The sequence below is a fragment of the Sphingobium sp. RAC03 genome, from assembly GCF_001713415.1.
GTDB lineage: Bacteria > Pseudomonadota > Alphaproteobacteria > Sphingomonadales > Sphingomonadaceae > Sphingobium.
The window spans coordinates 2,205,478-2,226,483 of record NZ_CP016456.1; the positions used below are offsets into that span (position 1 = coordinate 2,205,478).

The 21,006-nt window shown below is 64.3% G+C and carries 20 protein-coding genes; 13 read left to right on the plus strand and 7 right to left on the minus strand.

The features are described 5' to 3' along the window. Nucleotides 1–47: 47 nt before the first annotated feature. Nucleotides 48–1,145 (plus strand): AI-2E family transporter, encoded by a 1,098-nt coding sequence (locus tag BSY17_RS15265; RefSeq protein ID WP_069067015.1) that lies wholly within the window; start codon nucleotides 48–50, stop codon nucleotides 1,143–1,145. Between the two features lie 56 nt (nucleotides 1,146–1,201). Here the strand turns inward: BSY17_RS15265 and BSY17_RS15270 are convergent, their stop codons facing one another. After that, nucleotides 1,202–2,407: a penicillin-binding protein activator gene (locus BSY17_RS15270; protein ID WP_069066123.1), complete on the minus strand. Its 1,206-nt coding sequence runs from the start codon at nucleotides 2,405–2,407 to the stop codon at nucleotides 1,202–1,204. An 11-nt stretch (nucleotides 2,408–2,418) separates the two neighbouring features. Here BSY17_RS15270 and rsmI point away from each other — a divergent pair, with 11 nt between their 5' ends. The 4 genes from rsmI (at nucleotide 2,419) to BSY17_RS15290 (ending at nucleotide 5,485) form a co-directional block, all read left to right on the plus strand. Then, entirely contained in the window at nucleotides 2,419–3,261 is an 843-nt protein-coding gene (rsmI, locus tag BSY17_RS15275; protein WP_069066124.1) for a 16S rRNA (cytidine(1402)-2'-O)-methyltransferase, read from the plus strand. After that, on the plus strand, nucleotides 3,258–3,611 hold the full coding sequence (locus tag BSY17_RS15280; protein ID WP_069066125.1) for a YraN family protein: 354 nt from the start codon (nucleotides 3,258–3,260) through the stop codon (nucleotides 3,609–3,611). Before rsmI ends, BSY17_RS15280 begins: the two co-directional genes overlap by 4 nt. 142 nt (nucleotides 3,612–3,753) lie before the next feature. Then, nucleotides 3,754–4,728: a glutathione synthase gene (gene gshB / locus BSY17_RS15285; protein ID WP_069066126.1), complete on the plus strand. Its 975-nt coding sequence runs from the start codon at nucleotides 3,754–3,756 to the stop codon at nucleotides 4,726–4,728. Nucleotides 4,729–4,885: 157 nt separating this feature from the next. Further along, a complete protein-coding gene (locus BSY17_RS15290; RefSeq protein ID WP_069066127.1) occupies nucleotides 4,886–5,485 on the plus strand; it encodes a DedA family protein in 600 nt (199 codons plus the stop codon). On the opposite strand, the gene BSY17_RS15295 is transcribed toward BSY17_RS15290, so the two are convergent. Beyond that, nucleotides 5,482–6,375: a tyrosine recombinase XerC gene (locus tag BSY17_RS15295; protein WP_069066128.1), complete on the minus strand. Its 894-nt coding sequence runs from the start codon at nucleotides 6,373–6,375 to the stop codon at nucleotides 5,482–5,484. The genes BSY17_RS15290 and BSY17_RS15295 overlap by 4 nt on opposite strands. A gap of 240 nt (nucleotides 6,376–6,615) precedes the next feature. Between BSY17_RS15295 and BSY17_RS15300 the strand changes: the two genes are divergently transcribed. The 6 genes from BSY17_RS15300 to BSY17_RS15325 are packed head-to-tail and all read left to right on the plus strand — an operon-like array spanning nucleotide 6,616 to nucleotide 12,227. Further along, nucleotides 6,616–7,491 carry an MBL fold metallo-hydrolase gene (locus tag BSY17_RS15300; RefSeq protein WP_069066129.1) on the plus strand — a complete coding sequence of 292 codons (876 nt, stop codon included), beginning with the start codon at nucleotides 6,616–6,618 and terminating at the stop codon, nucleotides 7,489–7,491. Then, nucleotides 7,476–8,195: a DUF4230 domain-containing protein gene (locus BSY17_RS15305; RefSeq protein WP_069066130.1), complete on the plus strand. Its 720-nt coding sequence runs from the start codon at nucleotides 7,476–7,478 to the stop codon at nucleotides 8,193–8,195. Before BSY17_RS15300 ends, BSY17_RS15305 begins: the two co-directional genes overlap by 16 nt. A 33-nt stretch (nucleotides 8,196–8,228) precedes the next feature. Beyond that, a complete protein-coding gene (gene nadA, locus BSY17_RS15310) occupies nucleotides 8,229–9,215 on the plus strand; it encodes a quinolinate synthase NadA (protein WP_069066131.1) in 987 nt (328 codons plus the stop codon). Nucleotides 9,216–9,243: 28 nt separating this feature from the next. Continuing rightward, nucleotides 9,244–10,563, plus strand: coding sequence for a DUF2254 domain-containing protein (locus BSY17_RS15315; protein ID WP_069066132.1), 1,320 nt, complete (start codon nucleotides 9,244–9,246; stop codon nucleotides 10,561–10,563). After that, entirely contained in the window at nucleotides 10,544–11,395 is an 852-nt protein-coding gene (nadC, locus tag BSY17_RS15320; RefSeq protein WP_069066133.1) for a carboxylating nicotinate-nucleotide diphosphorylase, read from the plus strand. The genes BSY17_RS15315 and nadC overlap by 20 nt, the downstream gene beginning before the upstream one ends. Next, nucleotides 11,388–12,227 carry a ribonuclease T2 family protein gene (locus BSY17_RS15325; protein WP_069066134.1) on the plus strand — a complete coding sequence of 280 codons (840 nt, stop codon included), beginning with the start codon at nucleotides 11,388–11,390 and terminating at the stop codon, nucleotides 12,225–12,227. Before nadC ends, BSY17_RS15325 begins: the two co-directional genes overlap by 8 nt. Nucleotides 12,228–12,400: 173 nt before the next feature. Here BSY17_RS15325 and BSY17_RS15330 read toward each other — a convergent pair whose 3' ends face one another. From BSY17_RS15330 to rplJ, 4 genes are all read right to left on the minus strand, one after another. Continuing rightward, entirely contained in the window at nucleotides 12,401–12,823 is a 423-nt protein-coding gene (locus BSY17_RS15330) for a DUF4112 domain-containing protein (RefSeq protein WP_069066135.1), read from the minus strand. Between the two features lie 19 nt (nucleotides 12,824–12,842). Continuing rightward, a complete protein-coding gene (locus BSY17_RS15335) occupies nucleotides 12,843–14,339 on the minus strand; it encodes an ABC transporter substrate-binding protein (protein ID WP_069066136.1) in 1,497 nt (498 codons plus the stop codon). A 1,077-nt stretch (nucleotides 14,340–15,416) separates the two neighbouring features. After that, nucleotides 15,417–15,788, minus strand: coding sequence for a 50S ribosomal protein L7/L12 (gene rplL / locus BSY17_RS15340; RefSeq protein ID WP_037476909.1), 372 nt, complete (start codon nucleotides 15,786–15,788; stop codon nucleotides 15,417–15,419). A gap of 76 nt (nucleotides 15,789–15,864) precedes the next feature. Continuing rightward, a complete protein-coding gene (gene rplJ, locus BSY17_RS15345) occupies nucleotides 15,865–16,380 on the minus strand; it encodes a 50S ribosomal protein L10 (RefSeq protein WP_069066137.1) in 516 nt (171 codons plus the stop codon). Nucleotides 16,381–16,791: 411 nt separating this feature from the next. Here rplJ and BSY17_RS15350 point away from each other — a divergent pair, with 411 nt between their 5' ends. Beyond that, nucleotides 16,792–18,276 (plus strand): DUF1593 domain-containing protein, encoded by a 1,485-nt coding sequence (locus BSY17_RS15350; protein WP_069066138.1) that lies wholly within the window; start codon nucleotides 16,792–16,794, stop codon nucleotides 18,274–18,276. A 15-nt stretch (nucleotides 18,277–18,291) separates the two neighbouring features. Here BSY17_RS15350 and BSY17_RS15355 read toward each other — a convergent pair whose 3' ends face one another. After that, entirely contained in the window at nucleotides 18,292–20,397 is a 2,106-nt protein-coding gene (locus BSY17_RS15355) for a RelA/SpoT family protein (protein ID WP_037476901.1), read from the minus strand. Nucleotides 20,398–20,507: 110 nt separating this feature from the next. Here BSY17_RS15355 and BSY17_RS15360 point away from each other — a divergent pair, with 110 nt between their 5' ends. Then, nucleotides 20,508–20,990 carry a winged helix-turn-helix transcriptional regulator gene (locus BSY17_RS15360; protein ID WP_037478935.1) on the plus strand — a complete coding sequence of 161 codons (483 nt, stop codon included), beginning with the start codon at nucleotides 20,508–20,510 and terminating at the stop codon, nucleotides 20,988–20,990. The last annotated feature ends 16 nt before the right edge of the window (nucleotides 20,991–21,006 follow it).

Genomic DNA, 21,006 nt, shown 5'->3' on the forward strand with positions numbered 1-21,006 from the left:
GTCGTTCGGCGATGGATTTGATCGTCGAATCTTGCGAAGGAGCGGGCATGGATTCCCACACGCCCCCACCGCCGCTGCACGTTTCGCCCAAAATCGAGGACGGTTTTTTCCTGGGCGTCGTCGTGCTGGTGTCGATCGCCTTTCTGCTGGTGATCCAGCCCTTCTTCGCGGCGATATTGTGGGGCGTGATCGCCGCCATCCTGTTCGCGCCGATCTACCGCAATATCCTGGAAAAAATGCCGACCCATCGCAACGGGGCGGCGTTGATCACGCTGTTCCTGATCCTGGGGATCGTCATCATCCCGGCCTTCGTGCTGGGGGCGGCGCTGTTGCAGGAAGCGGCCTATTTCTACGGCAAGGTCCAGTCGGGGGAAATCGACTTCGCCCGGCTCTTCTCGCAGATGATGGCGGCACTGCCCGACTGGTCGCGCCCCTATTTGCGGCGGTTGGGCCTGAGCAATTTCGATGCGGCGCAGGCGATGGTGACGAAGGGCATCACCAGCAGTTTCCGGGTGCTGGCGGCGCAGGCGTTCCAGATCGGCCAGAGCGCGTTCAGCTTCTTCATGGCGCTGGGCGTGATGCTGTACCTCTCCTACTTCCTGTTGCGCGATGGCGAAAAATTGTCGCAGCGCATCGTCGTCGCCGCGCCGTTGCGGGCCAGTCAGCGCCAGGCGCTGATCCAGCAATTCGTCATCGTCATCCGCGCGACGATCAAGGGCAGCATCGTCGTCGCCATCGTTCAGGGGCTGATCGGCGGCATCGTCTTCTGGGCCTTGGGGATTGAAGGCGCCTTGCTCTGGGCGGTGCTGATGGGGGCGTTTTCGCTGTTGCCGGCGGTCGGCACCGCGATCGTGTGGGTGCCGGTCGCCATCTATCTGTTCGCCAGCGGCGCGATCTGGCAGGCGATCATACTGGTGGCGTGCGGCGTGCTGATCATCGGCATGGTCGACAATGTGCTGCGCCCGATCCTGGTCGGTCGCGATACGCGCATTCCCGATTATGTGGTGCTGATCACGACGCTGGGCGGGATCGAGCTGTTTGGCTTCAACGGGATTGTCATCGGCCCGGTGATCGCGGCGCTGTTCATCGCCACCTGGAACATCTTTACCCGGATGCGGCAGGTGGGTGGCCTCGCGGAAGGGTAAGGCACCGAGCGTCACCCGGCCCGCCGGGTGGCAGGCCGGGTGACGCTCGCTTTCGGTTAATCCTCGAAGCTGCGGGGCGCAGGCGCGATGACGGTCATATTGCCCGCGCCGATTTCGGTCACTTCGAGCGCGCGTTCGGCAACGCCGGAGCGCGAGAAGCGGAAGGCGCCGTCGATGCCCGAAAAGCCGCCCGCGTCGCGCAGGCGCGGGGCGGGGAAGGCGCTGCCGGGCTTCCAGTCCTGCGCGATCCGCACCGTCAGCAGCACGGCGTCATAGCCAAGCGAGGATAGGCGGAAGGGCGCGCTGCCATAACGGGCGCGATATTTGGTGGCGAGCTGGCGATAGAGGCTGTCGGAAACACTGGCGAACCAGGCACCGCGCAGCACCGGGCTGGCCGACAGAGAGCCTTCGGTATTCCATAATTCGGTGCCGAGTAGCCGCGCCGTCGCGCCGCCATTTTTGCGCACGATCGGCGCGATCTGGAGCGCGACGCGGCCGCTGTCGGCGATCAGCAGCGCGTCATAGCTGGAGGAAGCCTGCAATTTCTTGACCGCCGCCGTCATCGACGCGGGGCTGCGGTCGAAGGTCTGCATCGATACGACCGTGCCGCCCGCCTGCTCCACCGCGCGCAACAGGGCGTTGCCCGCCCGCTCGCCATAGGTGCCGCGCGGGATCAGCGCGCCGAACTGGCTCAGCCCCTTTTGCCGGGCGAAGCCGACGACGCGCTCGATCGACTGATTGGGGTTGTAACCCATGATATAGACGCCGCTGCCCGCAACGCCGCTGTCGTTGGAGAAGCTGATCACCGGCACATTGGCGCGCGCCGCGATCGGCCCGATCACGCGGGCGTCGTCGGCCAGCAAGGGACCAAGGATCAGGCGGTTGCCATCGGCCAGCGCCTTATTGACTGCCGCCGCCGCGCCAAGCGCGGTGTCATAAGTGGTGATGCGGACCTTGTCCGTCTTGGTATCCATCAGCGCCAGCGTGGTGGCGTTGGCGATCGACTGGCCGACGCCCGCATTGGTGCCGCTCATCGGCACCAGCAGCGCGACGCGATGGCGCAGCGTGTCGGTCGGCAGCCCTTCGGTCACGGTCGGGCCGGACGGTTGGGCCGGGCCGGTGGGCGTCGTCGGGGCCGGTCCCTTGGGGACGATCGACTGACAGGCGGCGAGCATCAGGGCGCTCGCGGCGAAAGCCAGCCGTGCGCCGCGTTTGAGGGAAGCGAACAAGTCCGCTTGCCGGGAGGCATCCGTCTCTGTCATCTGGCGTCCTTATGGAAACTCAATCATCGGGTCTTGAACCTGGGCTTTATATCGTCGCGGGGCCGATCGGCAACCTTGGTGACCTTACTCCCCGCGCGGCGGAGGTGTTGCGGCTGGCCGATGTCGTCGCGGTCGAGGATACGCGGGTCAGCGCGCGCCTGCTCCGCCATGCAGGCTCTGATCGGCCGATGCTGCCCTATCATGACCATAGCGGCGAAAATGTGCGCCAGCGGCTGGTCGAGCGGATGGCGGGCGAATCGGTCGCCTTGCTGTCGGATGCGGGGACGCCGCTGATTTCCGATCCGGGCTACAAGCTGGTGCGCGATGCGCGGGCGGCGGGGCGCATGATCACGACCCTGCCCGGACCCAGTGCGGCGATCGCGGCGCTGACGCTGTCGGGGCTGCCGACCGATCGTTTCCTGTTCATGGGCTTCCTGCCGAGCAAGGCCAAAGCGCGGGGCGATGCGCTGGATGAGGTGGCGGGATTGCGGGCGACTCTGGTCTTCTACGAAAGCGGGCCGCGCCTGTCGGAAAGCCTGTCGGCGATGGCGGCGCATCTGGGCGACCGGGAGGCAGCGGTCAGCCGGGAGATCAGCAAGACGTTCGAGGAAACGGCGTGCGGGACGCTCAGCGAACTATCCGCTCGCTATGCCGATGTTGCGCCCAAGGGCGAGATCGTGGTGACGGTCGGCCCGCCGGGCGAAGCCCCGCCCGCCACCGCCGAGGATGCCGACGCGGCGCTGCGCGAGGCGCTGACCCGACTGTCGGTGTCGAAGGCGGCGGGCGAAGTGGCCAAGAAGCTGGGGCTGGACCGGCGCACGCTCTATGACCGGGCGACGGAATTGAAGGGGTGAAGCGCGAAAGCGCCGAGCGACGCGGGCGGCAGGCGGAGCGGATCGCCGCCTGGTGGCTGCGGCTCAAAGGCTGGCAGATCGTCGGGCGGCGGATGCGGACGGCGGCGGGCGAGGTCGATCTGGTCGCGCGCAAGGGCACGATGCTGGCCTTTGTCGAGGTCAAGGCGCGCGCCACGGCGGCGGAACTGGACCTGGCGATCGACGAACGGCGGTTGCGCCGGGTGGCGGCGGCGGCGGAAATATTGTGGCATGAGCTGGGCAAAGCGGGGGACGATATGCGAATCGACGTCATCCTCCTTGCGCCGGGCCGCGCGCCACGCCATCTGGCGAATGTCTGGCATGGGGGGTGATTTGTCCTTCCATACACCCCTTCGTCACCCTGAACTTGTTTCAGGGTCCATTGGCTCTGCGGCTGCGGATATACGCAGCGGTAGGACGAATGGATGCTGAAACAAGTTCAGCATGACGAGTCATTATATGAGGATGACCCCAATGACGCAGCTCAACCCCCTGACCGTCGCGGTGCAGATGGACCCGATGGAGGGCATCAAGATCGCGGGCGATTCGACCTTCCACATCATGCTGGCGGGGCAGGCGCGGGGGCACCGGCTCTATCATTATCTCGCCCATGACCTGACGTTCCGCGAGGGGCGCGTGCTGGCCAAGGCGCGGCCGGTGCATGTGCAGAAAGTGGATGGCGATCATTTCGCCTATGGGCCGGAAGAGATGATCGACCTTGGCCGTGATGTCGATGTCGTGCTGATGCGGCAAGACCCGCCGTTCGACCTCTCCTACATCACCGCCACCCATTTGCTGGAGCGGGTGCAGGATGAGACATTGGTGGTCAACGACCCTGCCAGCGTCCGCAATGCGCCGGAAAAATTGTTCGTGCTGGATTATGCGCGCTTCATGCCGCCGACGATGATCACCCGCGACCTGGCCGAAGTGCGATCTTTCCTCGCCGAACATGGCGAGATCGTGGTCAAGCCGCTCTATGGCAATGGCGGCGTGGCGGTGTTTCATGTCGGCAAAAATGGCGCCAACCTCTCCTCGCTCGTGGAACTCTTCAACGCCTCATGGGTCGAGCCTTTCATGGTTCAGGCCTTCATTCCCGGCGTCGCGGAGGGCGACAAGCGCATCGTGCTGATCGACGGCGAAGTCGCGGGCGCGGTCAACCGCATTCCTGGCGCTGGCGAAATCCGCTCCAACCTGGCGGTCGGCGGCTCTGCGGCCAAGACCGTGCTGACCGACAAGGAGCGCGAAATCTGCGCGGCGATGGGGCCGGAACTCAAGCGGCGCGGGCTGCTGTTCGTGGGTATCGACGTGATCGGCGGCGAATGGCTGACCGAGATCAACGTGACTTCGCCAACCGGCATCGTGTCGATCGAGGCGTTCGACGGGACCGACACCGGCGGGCTGATCTGGGACGCGATCGACGCCCGACTCGCAGCGCGCGTGGCGGCTTGACGATTTTTTGTGACCTTTCGCCCGTTCGGGCTGAGCGTGTCGAAGCCCTGACTTTTCTTGCAAGAAGTGCGGCCCTTCGACAAGCTCAGGGCGAACGGAGGATAGGTGGGCGGTTGGTTGCGGACGTCAGCGGCCTGCTGGGCTGTGAGCGATATATATGACTGACTGGGTGCTGCGCCTGATCGATGCGGGCGGCTATTGGGGCATTTTCCTGCTGATGGTGCTGGAAAATGTCTTTCCGCCGATTCCGTCCGAACTCATCATGGGCATTGGCGGCATTCGTGTCGGCCAGGGGCGGATGGATATGGGCTGGCTGTTGCTGGCTGGCACGATCGGCACAACGATCGGCAATTATTTCTGGTATATGATCGGCCATGTGCTGGGCTTTGCCCGGTTGAAGCCGCTGGTCGATCGCTATGGCCGCTGGGCGACGCTGGAGTGGCGCGATGTCGAGGCGCTGGACCGGCTGTTCGGCAAATATGGCCAGATTGTCGTGTTCGTGTTCCGCTTTATGCCCGCGCTGCGGACCATGGTGTCGCTGCCCGCCGGGCTGTTTCGGATGGGGCATATCAAATTCCTGGCCTGGACCGCAGGCGGTGCGCTGATCTGGAACATCATTCTGGCCTATGCCGGGTTCGTGCTGGGCCGCAATTTCAGCGAGATCGACAAATATATCGGCCCGGCTGCGACAATCTGCGTCGTCGGGGCCGTCGTCATCTATCTGTGGCGACTGGCGACCTGGCGACCCAAGGGTTAGGCCCGCGGATGGGCGTTGCGATAGACGTCCATCAAATGCGCTGCATCGACCTGGGTATAGACCTGGGTCGATGACAGGCTGGCATGGCCGAGCAGTTCCTGCAAACTGCGCAGGTCTGCGCCGCGCCCCAGCAAATGCGTCGCGAAACTGTGGCGCAGCGCGTGGGGCGTGGTGCGGTCCGACAGGCCCAGCCGACCGCGCGCGCCCTGCACGGCGCGGCGGATCAGCGCGGGCGACAGCGGACCGCCACGCGCGCCCCGGAACAGCGCCTCCTCGCGGGTCATGGGGAAGGGGCATTGCTCGACATAGGCCTCGATCGCCTGGCGCACCTGCGGCAGGAGCGGGACTTGCCGGGTCTTGTTGCGCTTGCCGGTGACGCGCAGCGTTTCGGCGAGCGGCAGTGCGGCGCCGGTCAGCCCCATCGCCTCTCCGATGCGCAGGCCCGCGCCATAGAGCAGCAGCAATACCGCCCAGTCGCGCGCGCCGATCCACGGCAGGCGCGCGGTTTCGGCGATGTCCTGCGCCAGCGCGACGGCTTCGTCGGGCGAGATGGGGCGGGGCAGGCCGCGCTTTGCCCGTGGTCCCTTGAGCAGCGGCACGCGGGCGTCCTCGCCGCCGATAAAGCGTAGAAAACCGCGCACCGCGGAAAGCTCGCGCGCCGCTGACAGATTGCCGATCCCGTCCATCCGCCGCACCGTCAGAAAGGCGCGCAGGTCCGCCTGGTCGATCCGCGCGAGGCTGGAAGCGGTCACCGCCGCGCCATGATGGCCCTCCAGAAAGGCGACCAGCCGCTCCGCCGTCGCGACATAGGCGCGCACCGTATGCGTCGACCGGCGGCGGTCGAGCGCAAGATGATGACGCCAGCGGTCTATGAGGTCGGGGGAGGGCATGGGCGGAGGATAGGGCAGGTTGGGGGAAATGGGAAATGCGGGATCGGCATTCGGTACGCCACTAAAATCCTCCCCTGGAAGGGGAGGTGGCTGGCCGCAGGCCAGACGGAGGGGTGTCACCCTCACGATGGGGCGACACCCCTCCACCGGCTTCGCCGGTCCCCCTCTCCTTCCAGGGGAGGATCTTTATGGACCCAAGCCCCACCTTGAAATCCGGCCGGAAATAGGCACATGGGAAGGATGGCACCTCCTTTCGATCCGGCCGACCTGCCGACCGGCGTTCAGATGCCGCTATCCCCCTTGGTGGCGCGGGTGTTGGCACCCAATCCGTCGCCCTTCACCTTTACCGGCACCCAGACCTATGTCGTGGGGGCGGCCGACGTCGCGGTGATCGATCCTGGCCCGGACGCGCCCGATCATCTGGCGGCGCTGACGGCGGCGATCGCGGGACGGCCTGTGGTGGCGATCCTCTGCACCCACACGCATCGCGATCATAGCCCCGCGGCGCGACCGCTGAGCGAGGCCACGGGCGCGCCGGTGATCGGCTGCGCGCCGCTGACGCTGGAGGATGACGGGCCGCGCGCCGATGCCGCGTTCGATGCCGCCTATCGCCCCGACCGGGTGCTGGCGGATGGCGAACAGGTCGCGGGCACCGGCTGGACCCTGCAAGCGGTGGCAACGCCGGGGCACACGTCAAACCATCTCTGCTTCGCGCTGGCCGAAGAAGCCGCGCTCTTCACCGGCGATCATGTCATGGGCTGGTCGACCAGCGTGATTTCGCCGCCCGATGGCGACATGGCCGCCTATATGCGATCGATGCAGCGGCTGCTGGAGCGCGAGGACAAGGTCTATTATCCCGCCCATGGCGACCCGATCGACAATCCGCAGCGGCTGGTGCGCGGCATGATGGGCCATCGCAAGCAGCGCGAGGGGCAGATTTTGCGCTTTCTGGAGCGCAATGGCGACAGCCTCATCCCCGACATGGTGCTGGAAATGTATAAGGGCGTCGACCCGCGCCTGCATCCCGCCGCCGGGCGATCGGTGCTGGCGCATCTGATCGACCTGGATCAGCGCGGGCTGGTGACGGCGACGGAGGACCGATGGCAGATGCGTTGAAACGCTATGCCGGGCCGATTGCGGCGGCGGTCATCCTGTTGCTGGTCGGCGCGGCGATGCTGGTCGGCTGGCAGCGCTATGACCGCGACTATGTGGTCGCGGTCGAGGAGGATGGCGTTGCGGTGACCAAGGTGATCGCGGCGAAGATCGCCGGGGTGAGCAGCCTCAAAGTCTCCGAACTGTCGGGCACGGTCCAGAGCACGGCGCAGGATGTGCGTGGCTTTGGGCTGTTGAAGTCCGATCAGGTGGTCAAAATGCCCTTCTCGGTCGATTATTTCGTCGATGTCGGCGGTCTTGGCGAAGGCGACCTGGAGTGGAACGAGGCGACCCGCACGCTGATCGTCAATGCGCCCGATGTGAAGCCGGGCAAGCCCAATGTCGATGAGAGCCGCCGCACGCTGGTCCGCACCCAGGGCATGTTCGTGACGCGGCAGGCGGGCGAGGAGTTGAGCCGCCGCGTGTCCGCCCATGCTCAGAGCAGCGCCCAGCGCGAGGCGCAGGCACCCGAACGCATGGCGCAGGCGCGCGAATATGGTCGCGGCGCGCTGACCAAATTGATGGCCGCACCATTGGCGGCGGCGGGCTATGGCGACGCGCGGGTGATCGTGACCTTCCCGCCCGAACGGGCCGGGCGCAATCGCGAACGATGGGACGTCACCACGCCCGTCAACGAGGTGCTGGCCAACCGGCAACGGCAGCGTTAGGGCGCTCATCAGGGACCGAGGAGTTTTAGGCACATGAACGCTTTTACCGGCATTCCGCAGGGCATCGACCTGCGCGGCGAGATCGAGCGGCTGCGCAAGGAGCGCAATGCCGTGATCCTGGGCCATTATTATCAGTCGCCCGAAATTCAGGATTTGTCCGATTTCGTCGGTGATTCGCTGGAACTCTCGCGCAAGGCGGCGGAGACGGATGCGGACGTGATCGCTTTCTGCGGCGTGCGCTTCATGGCCGAGACCGCCAAGATCCTGTCGCCCGACAAGATCGTCGTGCTGCCCGACATGGATGCCGGGTGCAGCCTCGAAGATTCCTGCCCGCCCGCCCAGTTCAAGGCGTTTCGCGAGGCCCATCCCGACCATATTGCGCTCAGCTACATCAACTGTTCGGCCGAGGTGAAGGCGCTGTCCGACATCATCGTGACATCCTCGTCCGCTGAAAAGATCCTGTCGCAAATCCCGCTGGAACAGAAGATCATCTTCGGCCCCGACAAGCATCTCGGCGGCTATCTCGCGCGCAAGCTCGGCCGGGACATGCTGTTGTGGCCGGGCGTGTGCATCGTGCATGAGGCGTTCAGCGAAACCGAATTGCTCAAGCTCAAGGCGCAACACCCGGACGCCCCGGTCGCGGCCCACCCCGAATGCCCGCCCTATATCGTCGACCATGCCGATTATGTCGGGTCCACCAGCGGCATTCTCGACTTTGCCAAGACGATGCCGGGCGACACGCTGATCGTCGCGACCGAACCGCATATCATCCACCAGATGGAAAAGGCGGTGCCGCACAAGCAGTTCATCGGCGCGCCGGGCGCGGACGGCAACTGCAACTGCAATATCTGTCCGTACATGGCGCTCAACACGATGGAGAAGCTCTACCTCGCGCTACGCGACCTGCAACCGCGCATCGAAATGGACGAAACGCTGCGTCTCGGCGCGAAGAAGAGCCTGGACCGGATGCTGGAAATGGCCAGTGCCACGGTGGGACTGGGCGACGTAGGACCACGGTGAAGGGGGTCGCGGTGAAGGCCGCACGGCGATGATCGCTCGGCTGCGCGCGCGCTGGCAGGAAACCCGCGCCAGCTACTGGTTCTATCCGGCGCTGTTCACCACGCTGGCCGCGTTGATGGCCTTTGCGACAGTGTGGATCGACCGCCATGGCGGATCGGTCTGGCTGGAGCGGCACGACTGGATCGACATCGCCCGGCCCGAAGGCGCGCGCAACGTCCTCAACGTCATTGCCGGGTCGATGATCGGCGTCGCCTCCACGGTCTTTTCGATCACCATCGCCGCCGTCGTCTATGCATCGGGCAGCTATGGTCCGCGCCTGCTGTCCAATTTCATGGAGGATCGCGGCAAACAATTGTCGCTGGCGACCTTCATCGCGACATTCGTCTATTCGGTTTTGGTGTTGCGCGTGGTGCGCGATGCGCAGGAAAGCGCGGGCGATCCCGGATTCGTGCCGCAAATATCGTTGCTTATCGCCACGCTGTTGATGGGCATATCGATCGCCATCCTGGTCTATTTCCTCAACCATGTGCCATCGAGCATCCGTATCAACGCCGTGCTGGAAGGCATTGGCGACCGCCTGCTGCGCGAAGTCCATGGGCGCTTCCCCGACGATTGTGTCGAGGAGACCGCCGATGCTCCGCCCCAGGGGGAGCCGATCGTCGCGGCCGATACCGGCTATATCCAGATCGTTGATTTCGCCGGTCTGGACGAGATTGCGCGCGATGCCGGATGTCGGCTGGAGTTGCGGTTGCGGCCGGGCGATTTCGTCCATCCCGGCATCCTGCTGGTCGGCGTCGTCGGCGCGAAGATCGACAGCGCGATGCGTGACGCCGTCCGGTCCTGCTTTTCGACCGGGGCGATGCGATCCCCTGCGCAGGACATCGAATTTCTGATCGACGAGCTGGTGGAAATCGCGTTGCGCGCGCTGTCGCCCGGCATCAACGATCCGTTTACGGCGGTGACCGCGCTTCATTGGCTGGGCGCGGCGACGGCGGCGATCGGCCAGCGCGACCTGCGCGGCGGGCCGGACCGGGGCGATTATGACTGGAACCGGGTGGTGCCGCTCAATGATGATTTCGACCATTTCGTTGCGCGCGGTTTCGGTGGGATCATGCCCGCCGCGGCGACCAGCCCGATCGCGGCGGCGCAGTTCCTCGATGGCCTGCGGGACGCCGCGGCACCGCTGACGCTCGGCTCCCGGCGCGCGCGATTGAAGGCGGAGGGCACGCGCCTGATCGCGCAGGCGCGCCTGGCGCTGGACGGCCCGGCGCTGGAGGAATTGGAAGCGCGCTATTGCGATTTTGTCCAAGCCATGGAAAACGGCGCGCATGACCGGCTTTGCTCTTGATGGTTTCGACCTGAACGCCTTTGTGGCCTCTACGCTGGCCGAAGATCTTGGTCCGGATGGCCGCGACGTCACCAGCGAAGCGGTGATTCCCGCCGATGCTATCTTCGATGGAGTCATGGATGCGCGCGATCCGGTGACGCTGGCGGGGCTGCCGATCGCGGTCGCCTTTTTCCGGGCGCTCGATCCCGACGTCGAGATCGAACAGTTGCACCAGGATGGCGAGCAGGTGGCGGCGGGGACCGACATATTGCGCATCCGGGGACGGGCGCGCGCGATGCTGACGGCGGAGCGGTCGGCGCTCAACACGGTGCAGCATCTGAGCGGCATCGCGACCATGACGCGGGCCTATGTCGATGCGATCGACGGCACCGGCGCGATCCTGCTCGACACCCGCAAGACCATCCCCGGCCTGCGGAGGCTTGAAAAATATGCGACGCGCATGGGCGGGGCGACCAACCATCGCATGGGGCTGTGGGATGCGGCGATGATCAAGGATAATCATGTCGCGGTGGCGAGGTCGGTCGAGGAAGCGGTGCGCCGCGCGGTCGAGGCCGGGGTCGAACGGATCATCGTTGAGGTCGACCGGATCGACCAGATCGAACCGGCTCTGGCGGCGGGCGCGACCCACTTGTTGCTCGACAATATGGATGCGGCCATGCTGCGGCAGGCCGTGGGACTGGTCGATGGCCGCGTGCCGACCGAAGCGTCGGGCGGCGTGACGCTGGACACGATCCGGGCGAAGGCCAGCACGGGTGTCACCTATATCAGCGTCGGGCGGCTGACTCAGTCGGCACCGGCCGCCGATATCGGGCTGGACTTTGCTTATGCTTAAGGCGGTGGCGGCACTGAGCCTGATCGCGCTGCCGGGCACCGCGCTGGCGCAATCGGCCCAATGCCGCCCGCCATCGCAGATCGCTCGACCCACGATCGAAGGGCCGACCGCCAAGGAACCCAAGCGCGTGCTGCCGATCGGCAGCTATACCCTGGCACTCAGCTGGTCGCCGCAATTTTGCTCGACCGCGCGCGGCAACAAACATGCACTGCAATGCGGCGGCAAGGCGGGCCGCTTCGGCTTCACCCTGCATGGCCTTTGGCCCGACGGGTTCGGCAAGGAATGGCCGCAATATTGTCGTCCCGCCGATCTGGTCCCGCGCGAGGTGATTCGCGCCAATCTCTGCACGACGCCGTCGGTGCAACTGATCCAGCATGAATGGGCCAAGCATGGCACCTGCATGACGACCAAACCGGAACTCTATTTCAACCTGTCGCGCGCCTTCTACCAATCGATGCGCTACCCCGACATGACCGCGCTCGCGGCAACCAAGAATTTGACCGTCGCGAAATTCGCCGATGCGTTTGCGCGCGCCAACAAGGGGCTGCGCGCCGACATGCTGCGGGTGACGACGACGCGCGGCAATTGGCTGAGCGAAGTGTGGCTGTGCATGGACCGGGCGATGGCCTTCACCCGCTGCCCGGCGCATCAGGGCGGTGCTGCCCCGGCCAGCCTGTTGCGGATCGAGCCAGGACCGCGCATCGCCTATGGCCGTCCGGCGACACCCGCGCGTCGGCAAGCAAGGCCCGCCGTCACGCCCACCCGCAAGCCCGGACTGATCCTCGACCTCGATCCCAACGTCCAGCCGCTCTCCAACGCCAGCGCGCCGTAGAGTATGATGACTTTAAATCGCATCACTCCGTTCGCCCTGAGTAGGGGCTGAGCTTGTCGAAGACCCGTATCGAAGGGTCGGCTGCGCTTTATATCCTTCGATACGCCATTTCGACTTCGCTCAATGGCTACTCAGGACGAACGGTTCTGAGTAAAGTCATCACGTTCTAAGGATCAGGCGTCGATCGTCGCGGTCGATGGGTGATGCTTGTCGAGATGCTTGCGGATGATGCGCAGATTCTTGGTGTTCGACTTGTAGAGAAAATCGAAAATGTCACCCGCAAAGGGGATCGCGCCGACCAGCGTATCGATGCCGACATTGCCCGCCATGCGCGTCAGCTGCCATTTCGACATGCCAAGGTTGCGGGCTTCCCACACCATCCACGCGCCCATCGCGGCGGTGGCGAGGTCGCCGACCACCGGCACGAGGCCGACGAGGCTGTCGAGGCCGACGCGGCGGTTGGTGCCTGGAATGACGAACAACCCCTCCAGCACCGCTTCCATCGCCTCGATCCGGCGGCGGATCGACGCGGGGTCGCGGCCGAAACCGGGCATGTCGCGCACCACGCGCTCGAACTGATCCTGTGATACTGCCATCTGCCTGTCTCCTTCCCCCTTAATTGGGGCGACGGAACAGATGGTTCAATGGGTGGCGCGCACGACGCGATGGCTGAAAGCCGCTCAACCGTTTGGACACCAGCGACCAGCGGATCGGCGCGCCCAGTGCGATATAGCCATTATGCGCCTGCATCAGCGCTTCGGCCTGGGAGATATGGGCGATCCGATTGTCGCTGTTGCTGGCGAGACTCGCGGCCTGTAGCGCCGCATCGGCGGCATCGCTGCAATGGACCGCACGGGCGCACCCCACGCGGCCGAGATACCAGAGCGCACTGTCATAGGGGGCCACTTCGTCGATCAGGCGCAGGTCCGCATCCTTCTGGTTGATCGCCACGCGCACCGCGGTCAGCCCGATCGCGGCCAGATCCCGCCGCAACAGCCCGAAGATCAGCGTCGCGCCCGGCCCCTGCGGCAGGGCGATGCGCAGCGGCGGGGGATCGCCATTGTCGGCCCGCCACCGCGTCATGGTGGCGCTGGCCAGCGCGCGGCGCTCGTCCATCGACTGCCCGGCCCAGGCGGGGGCGGTCGGCGAGCGGCCAAGGTCGAGCGCGGAGGGCAATATCTGCTCGCTGGTGGCCCAGCCGCCGAGCGGGAAGAGGGCGGACAGGCTGGCGCGGTCGATCGCCATGTTGATCGCTGCGCGGACATAATCATCATCCAGCAGCTTGCCGCGCCCGGTAACGGCCAGGCCCAGCAAGCCCTGGACCGGATCGGTCCGCACCGCGTCCCGCTCGACCCCGGCGGGCAGCAGCAACGGCAGGTCGGCAAAGCGCCCGCCCAGCACCAGCGCCGCCTGTTCCTCGCGAAACCGGATGATCGCGAGCGCGGCATTTTCGGCGCGCAACACCCGCGTCTGCGATGGCGGGATAGGCTCGTCGTCGGCCGCTTCATCGTCGCCGGTGGCGCGATCGACGGGGGTCAGGAACAGCGCCTCGCCCTGCTGCGCGCGGCGATAGGGACCAGTGCCGCCTTCCCGCGCCAGGATCGCCATTTGCGGCTGGGCCAATATCTGCAGCAGGAAGGGGCGTGCGACCGTCAGTTTGATTTCGATCACTTCGCCCGTCATCGGCACCACGCTCTGCACCGCGTCGAATGGCCCGTCCGGGTCGAGCCGACGCTGGGCCACGATCCGCGACAGCAATATCCGTGCGACGTCGCGCGCCGTGACCCGCGTGCCATCGGGCCAGAAAGCGCGACGCAGGCGGAAGATATAGCTGCGCCCGTCATCCTCGACAATCCAGCGCTGCGCCAGCGCGGGCAGGATTTCGCCGCTGGCGTCGAAGCCGACCAGGCCTTGCGCGGTCGCTTCCAGGATCAATTTGGCCGCCGGGTTGGGCAATCGCTGCAACGGCTTGGTCACATCCGCGCGGTCGCCCACCACGCTGACGACAACCGGCCCGCTACCCTCCCGCGAACAGCCGCTAACCGTTGCCAGCGCAGCGACGGCGGCAAACAGGGGGCGATAACGACGCGGCAGGGCAGGGCGGGCGAACATGGCGATAACCAGACCTACCCCGCTATCGCCCCGCCGCCAACCGTCATGGCGGGAAGGGGAGGGGATGGGGCTATCTTTTTCCGGTTGGCGCTGTTTATAGGATTAGGCGCGACGCCATGAAGCTTCCGCTATAACGTCGAGGCTCTTACTGGACTTGAATCGGAAAGGCCGCCCTTGCACAAAGGCTGTCCCCCCTCCCGCCGGCGGGAGGGGGCTAGGGGGTGGGCTTAGCGCAACGCTCGCGCTGGCCCGCCCCGCTGCGACTAAATTCGCTCCGCTCATTAAGTCTCGCTGCCCCTCCCGCAAGCGGGCGGGGAATAGAAAGCTATTCGCCCGGTATCGACCACAAATGCCTACTCAATTTTGTTGTTAGCTCGCCGCAAACCGGCCATTCGATAGATTGTGCCTGATCCGAAACGGAGAGATGCCATGGAACGGCGCGAGATACTTGTAGGCGGAGCGTTTTGGCTGATAGCTCTTGCTGGTTGCATCATCGTCGCCTCATCCGCTTCCAATGCTTGTCGAGCGGGACATTGGGATCAAAAACCTCAATGGAACGCTAGGCTCTCTGCATTAAGCGTGTTGGAGCTAACGAGAGAAAACCAGATTTTGTTCGATGGCCGTGAAATATCACGGTCTGCGTTAGCCTCCCGTCTAATCTCGATCTCCAAACTACCTATCCAGCCTATAGTGGTGTTCCGGCCAGATAATGGGGCGAATTGCCGTCAGATCGTTCGGGTCCGCGCAATGATGGATCGTTTCCTTGAGTGTAAGAGCGGCGGCTGTGCAGAGGGAGCCGAATGGGATGGGCAAGCACCGCATGGTGCGGACATCTAAAATGTCAGCTATCGGGAAAACGGAGTCCGAAACTGGATGGTCCGCCATCTACCCATCGCCGTCACACCCGACTTTGCCCATGCATCCATGTGCGCAAAGCTGGCGCACATCTGATCGGCCAAAACCAAACGCCGCCAGCCCGCGTCACCCCAACGAAAAAGGGCGGCCCCGCAAGGAGCCGCCCGATATCGTCCGGTCGAAACCGGAACGTTGTGCCCCGCATGACGCGGGGCGCACCGATTACTTGAGTTCGACGGTCGCGCCGGCTTCTTCAAGCTGCTTCTTGACCTTCTCGGCTTCGTCCTTGTTGACGCCTTCCTTGACGGCCTTGGGAGCCGATTCGACCAGCGTCTTGGCTTCGGTCAGACCCAGGCCGGTGATGGCGCGGACTTCCTTGATGACGTTGATCTTCTTGCCACCGTCGCCGGTCAGGATGACGTCGAATTCGGTCTGCTCTTCAGCAGCAGGCGCTGCGGCAGCGGCCGGGCCAGCGACGGCGACGGCAGCAGCGGCGCTAACGCCCCACTTTTCTTCCAGAGCCTTCGACAGGTCGGCGGCTTCGAGGACGGTGAGGGCCGAAAGCTGTTCGACCAGTGCGTTGATGTCTGCCATGTGCAATATTTCCTTACTTTGGGGCCGTTTGCCCCGTCAGATAATGAGTCAAACGAAAAGGGGTCGGGGGCAGCCCTTAGGCCGCGTCCTTCTCCGCATAGGCGTTGAAGACCCGCGCGAGCTGCGAAGCCGGTGTCTGGATGACGGTAGCGAGCTTGGTTGCCGGCGCCTGGATGAGGCCGATAATCTTTGCACGCAGTTCGTCCAGCGACGGCATCGATGCGAGCGCCTTGACGCCCTCTGCATCGAGCAGCATTCCGCCCATCGCGCCGCCAACGATTTCGATCTTGTCGTTGGTCTTTGCGAATTCGACTGCAACCTTGGCGGCTGCAACCGGATCGGCCGAGGTGGCAAGGCCGACAGGACCGGTCAGCATGTCGCTGAGGCCGGCATAGTCGGTGCCATCAAGGGCGATACGAGCGAGGCGGTTCTTCGTAACCTTGTAGGTCGCGCCCGCTTCCCGCATCTTCTGGCGCAAAACCGTCGACTGGGCGACGGTCATGCCGAGGTTGCGGGTCACGACGACCACGCCAACTTCTGCCAGCTCTGCGTTCAGCTTGGAGACGACCTCAGCTTTCTGATTACGATCCATGCCATTCTCCACTTTCTGTTCGGCGGAAATCCGACGAACGCTTAAAACCCGTGGGGTAAGCCACGGGGCACTAAGTCCGAAGGGGAGAGATCGACTGGCCCGCATCCGTTTGACGGGAACAGGCAGACCCGAATCGGGCATATGGCCCGTTCGGTAAAGAACTTTTCCCCGTCTAGGCTGGACATTAAGAAGGGCATATTCCCTTCACCAACTGTCTCGGACGGTGAACCCCGAAGGGTTCGCTACCGGGCCGTTAGCGGAAGGGGCGCGCTTTGTCACGCGGAAAGTGGATAAGAACGGCCTGCTGGAGCCCTGGCTGCGGGATGGCGAAGCAAGCAAAGCCTACGGCATTGACCGGCCACCGCGCTATGGCCAGACGGAGACGAACGACCTGGTTCGTAAAGGAGAGGCATGATGCGGACGAAGATGAAGCTGGCTGCGCGCGCGCTGCTCTGTGGCGGGCTGATCATCGTTACGCCCGTTTACGCGGTGTCCGCCGCGCGATCGGCCCAGGATACCGCGCAGCCCAGGTTGATTGTGCTGACCGACATCGGCAACGAGCCCGACGATTCGGAATCGATGGTCCGGCTGCTGACCTACGCCAATGACATACAGATCGAAGGACTGGTCGCTTCGACATCACGCCATCTGCCGGTCGGCACGAATAAAGGGATGATCGAAGAACGATTGGCCGCTTATGGGCAATCTTTGGCCAATCTGAAGATTCACGATGATCGCTATCCCAGCGTCGAGCGGTTGCGAGCAGTCACACTGTCGGGGAGCGCGGTCTACGGAATGCTCGGCGTGGGACCGGGCAAGGACAGCGCGGCTTCCCGCCTGATCATCGAGGCGGTGGATCGGCCTGACCCGCGCCCGGTGTGGATCGCGATTTGGGGCGGCGCAGCGGATCTTGCCCAGGCGCTCTGGACCGTGCGCGCAACGCGAACGCCGGCGGAACTCGACCGGTTCGTCGCCAAACTGCGCGTCTATTCGATTTCCGACCAGGATGATGCAGGGCCGTGGGCGCGGGCCTATTTCCCCAAATTATTCTGGGTCGCCAATGTTCATGGCTTCACGCGCTATCGGCTGGCGACCTGGACCGGCATTTCCGCACCGGCGCTGGGTGCTGATCCAGAGCCGGTCAGCAAGGCGTGGCTGAGCGCCAATATCGTCGCCAAAGGCCCGTTGGGGGCCAGCTATCCGCTGCCCGCCTACATCATGGAGGGGGACACGCCGTCTTTCCTGAACCTGATTTCCAACGGCCTTTCGGTTCCGGAGCGGCCGGATTGGGGCGGTTGGGGCGGACGCTACGAACGGCTGACGGACGATCTGGGGCTGTGGACGACGACGGCGGACACGGTCGTCGGCGCCGACGGGGCGTCGCATTCCACGCCGCAGGCAACGGTCTGGCGCTGGCGTGCGGCTTTCCAGAATGATTTCGCCGCGCGAATGGCTTGGTCCGTGTCGCCGCGCTATGCCGATGCCAACCATGCGCCAACGATTGTGATGAATGGCAAGGATGGTGTGGCCCCCGTCGAAATAACAGGGTGCGCGGGCGTGCCCATCAGCCTGTCGGCCATCGGGTCGCGCGATACCGACGGCGATGCGCTGACATATCGCTGGTCCTGGTATCGTGAAGCGACCGGCCTCTTCGCGCCGGAGGTCACGCTGTCCGCGCAAACGGGGACTGAAACCAAGATTGTCATCGGCCAGACCGTCCAGATTGACCAGTTCACACCCCCATCGACCTACCAAATCCACGTCATATTGGAGGTGCAGGATTCCGGCACGCCAAAGCTGACGCGCTATCGGCGGGCGATCATCACGGTTCCGGGTGCCGACCATGGCGACAAGGCCAATTCCTGCGCGGTGACGCCTAACCCGCCCGGCCATTAATCGCTACGCAAGACGCTAAACCCTGTCCGCCTGCACCACCACGTCGATCGCGCGGAGCGCCGACAAGATCCGCATCAGATGCTGCGCGTCGGCGACTTCCAGGTCGATGACGTCGGTGTGGAATGGGCCTTCGCGGTTGACCAGTTGCAGGTTGAGGATGTTCGCCTTGGTCGCGCCGAACACATTGGCGACGGCGGCGAGCGCGCCGGGCTGGTTCTTGACGATGACCGAGAGGCGGGCGGTGCCGCCCTTGGACTTGCTGTCCCAGCTCAAATCAATCCAGTCATCATCCTGCCCCGCTTCGAGCGCGCGGCAATCGATGGTGTGGACCTCGATCGGCTCGCCCGTGCGGCGCACGCCGACGATGCGGTCGCCCGGCACTGGATGACAGCAATCGCCGAGGTTATAGGCGATGCCCGGCGTCAGGCCGCGGATCGACACCGGGGCATGCTGGCGCGGGTGGGTTTCCTCCATGCCGATGGCGCTGGTCGAGCCGGGGACGAGCGCTTCCATGACTTCGGAATCGAGCAGGCGGTGCGTGGCGATCGCGACCATCAGTGCGGCGCGATCCTCCAGCTTCAACCGCTTGAGCGCGCCTGCCAGCGCCTTGTCGCCCAATTCCTTGGCGAGGTCAGGCGAGAAGCGGCCGAGAATCTCGTCATAGAGTTTCTCGCCCAGCTTGATCTCCTCGCCGCGCTGCTTCTGGCGGATATAGCGGCGGATCGCCGCGCGTGCCTTGCCGGTGATGGCGAAGGTCAGCCAGCCGGGCTGCGGCTCCTGCCCGTCGGACTTGAGGATCTCGACCTGATCGCCATTTTCGAGGGAGGTGCGCAGCGGCACGACCCGGCCATTGACCTTTGCCCCCACCGTCTGATTGCCAAGCGAGGTGTGGACGGCATAGGCGAAGTCGACCGGGGTCGACCCCTTGGGCAATTGATGCAGCTCGCCCTTGGGCGAGAAGGCGAAGATGCGATCCTGATACATCGCCATGCGCGTATGTTCGAGCAGTTCGTCGGCATCCTGGCTCTGTTCCAGGATTTCGACCAGGTCGCGCAGCCACGCCGCCTGCTGGTCCGTGGCGTCGCCCTTCTGCTTATAGGCCCAATGCGCCGCAAGGCCGAGTTCGGCATGATTATGCATGTCGCGGCTGCGGATCTGTACCTCGATCCGGGCATTGTCCTGATGAATGACCGTGGTATGGATCGACCGATAGCCGTTGCGTTTCGGGGTGGAGATATAATCTTTGAAGCGGCCGGGCACCATTTTATAGGTCTGGTGGATGACGCCCAGCGCGCGATAGCAATCCTCCGGGCTGTCGGTGATGACGCGAAACGCCATGACGTCGGTCAGCTGCTCGAAGCTGATGTGGCGCTCCTGCATCTTGCGCCAGATCGAATAGGGATGTTTCTCGCGCCCCGACACGGTGACCGGCAAGTCGCGGCTGCCCAGCAATAGCTGCAATTCCGCGCCGATGCGATCGACCTTGTCATGGCCGCCTTCCTTCAACTGCTCCAGCCGCTTGGTGATGCTGTCATAGGCGTCCGGTTCCAGCTCGCGGAAGGACAGCAACTGCATCTCGCGCATGAAATCATACATGCCGATCCGCTCGGCGAGCGGGGCATAAATGTCCATCGTCTCCTTGGCGATGCGGCGGCGCTTGGTTTCATTCTTGATGAAATGCAGCGTCCGCATATTGTGCAGCCGGTCGGCGAGCTTGACCAGCAGCACGCGGATATCGTCGGACATGGCGAGCAGGAATTTGCGCAGATTTTCCGCCGCCCGCTCATTTTCGGACATGGCTTCGATCTTCGACAGCTTGGTGACGCCATCGACCATGCGGGCGACATCCTTGCCGAACGCGGCCTCTATCTCTTCATAGGTGACCAGCGTGTCTTCGATCGTGTCGTGCAGCAGGGCAGTGACGATGGTCTGGTCGTCGAGATGGAAGTCGGTCAATATCCCCGCGACTTCAATCGGATGGCTGAAATAGGGGTCGCCGCTCGCGCGTTTCTGGCTCCCATGTTTCTGCACCGAAAACACATAGGCGCGGTTGATCATCGCTTCGTCCGCATCGGGATCGTAGCGCTTTACCCGTTCGACAAGTTCATACTGGCGTAACATCGTTTCCCGATTGTGTGGGAAGTGCCTTGTTACGCAACAAAAAAATCCCATTTGCCCGAATAAGGCTGCACTTTTGCAACGCCTGTGGCTTTGCGCTATATGCTATGACGATGAAACATAATCTCGCCCAGGATCTGGAACAATGCGCGCTGCCCAGCGCGCTGGAGATGATGGGCGAACGCTGGTCGTTCCTGATCCTACGTGGTGCCTTATCGGGCATCCGCCATTTCGAGGAATTTCAATCGACGCTGGGCATCGCCCGCAACATCCTGGCCAATCGCCTGTCGCGGCTGGTCGAAAATGGCATCATGCTGCGCCAGCCGATGCAGTGTGACCGGCGCAAGGTCGAATATCGCCTGACGCAAAAGGGCGAGGATCTCGTGCCCGCGATGATCGCGCTGCGCCAATGGGGCGAACGGTGGGGCTGTGGCACCATGTCGTGCCAGGTGCTGGCCGACAAGCGCGATGGCCAGCCGATCCGTCCCATCGCCATCCATGCCCATGACGGTCGGCCGCTCAGCTTCGCCGATCTGGTGTGGCTGTGCCCGGATGAAATCACGCCGATGGCGGAAGAACCGGCAGCCGCAGCCTGAACCCGGCTTCACCCCC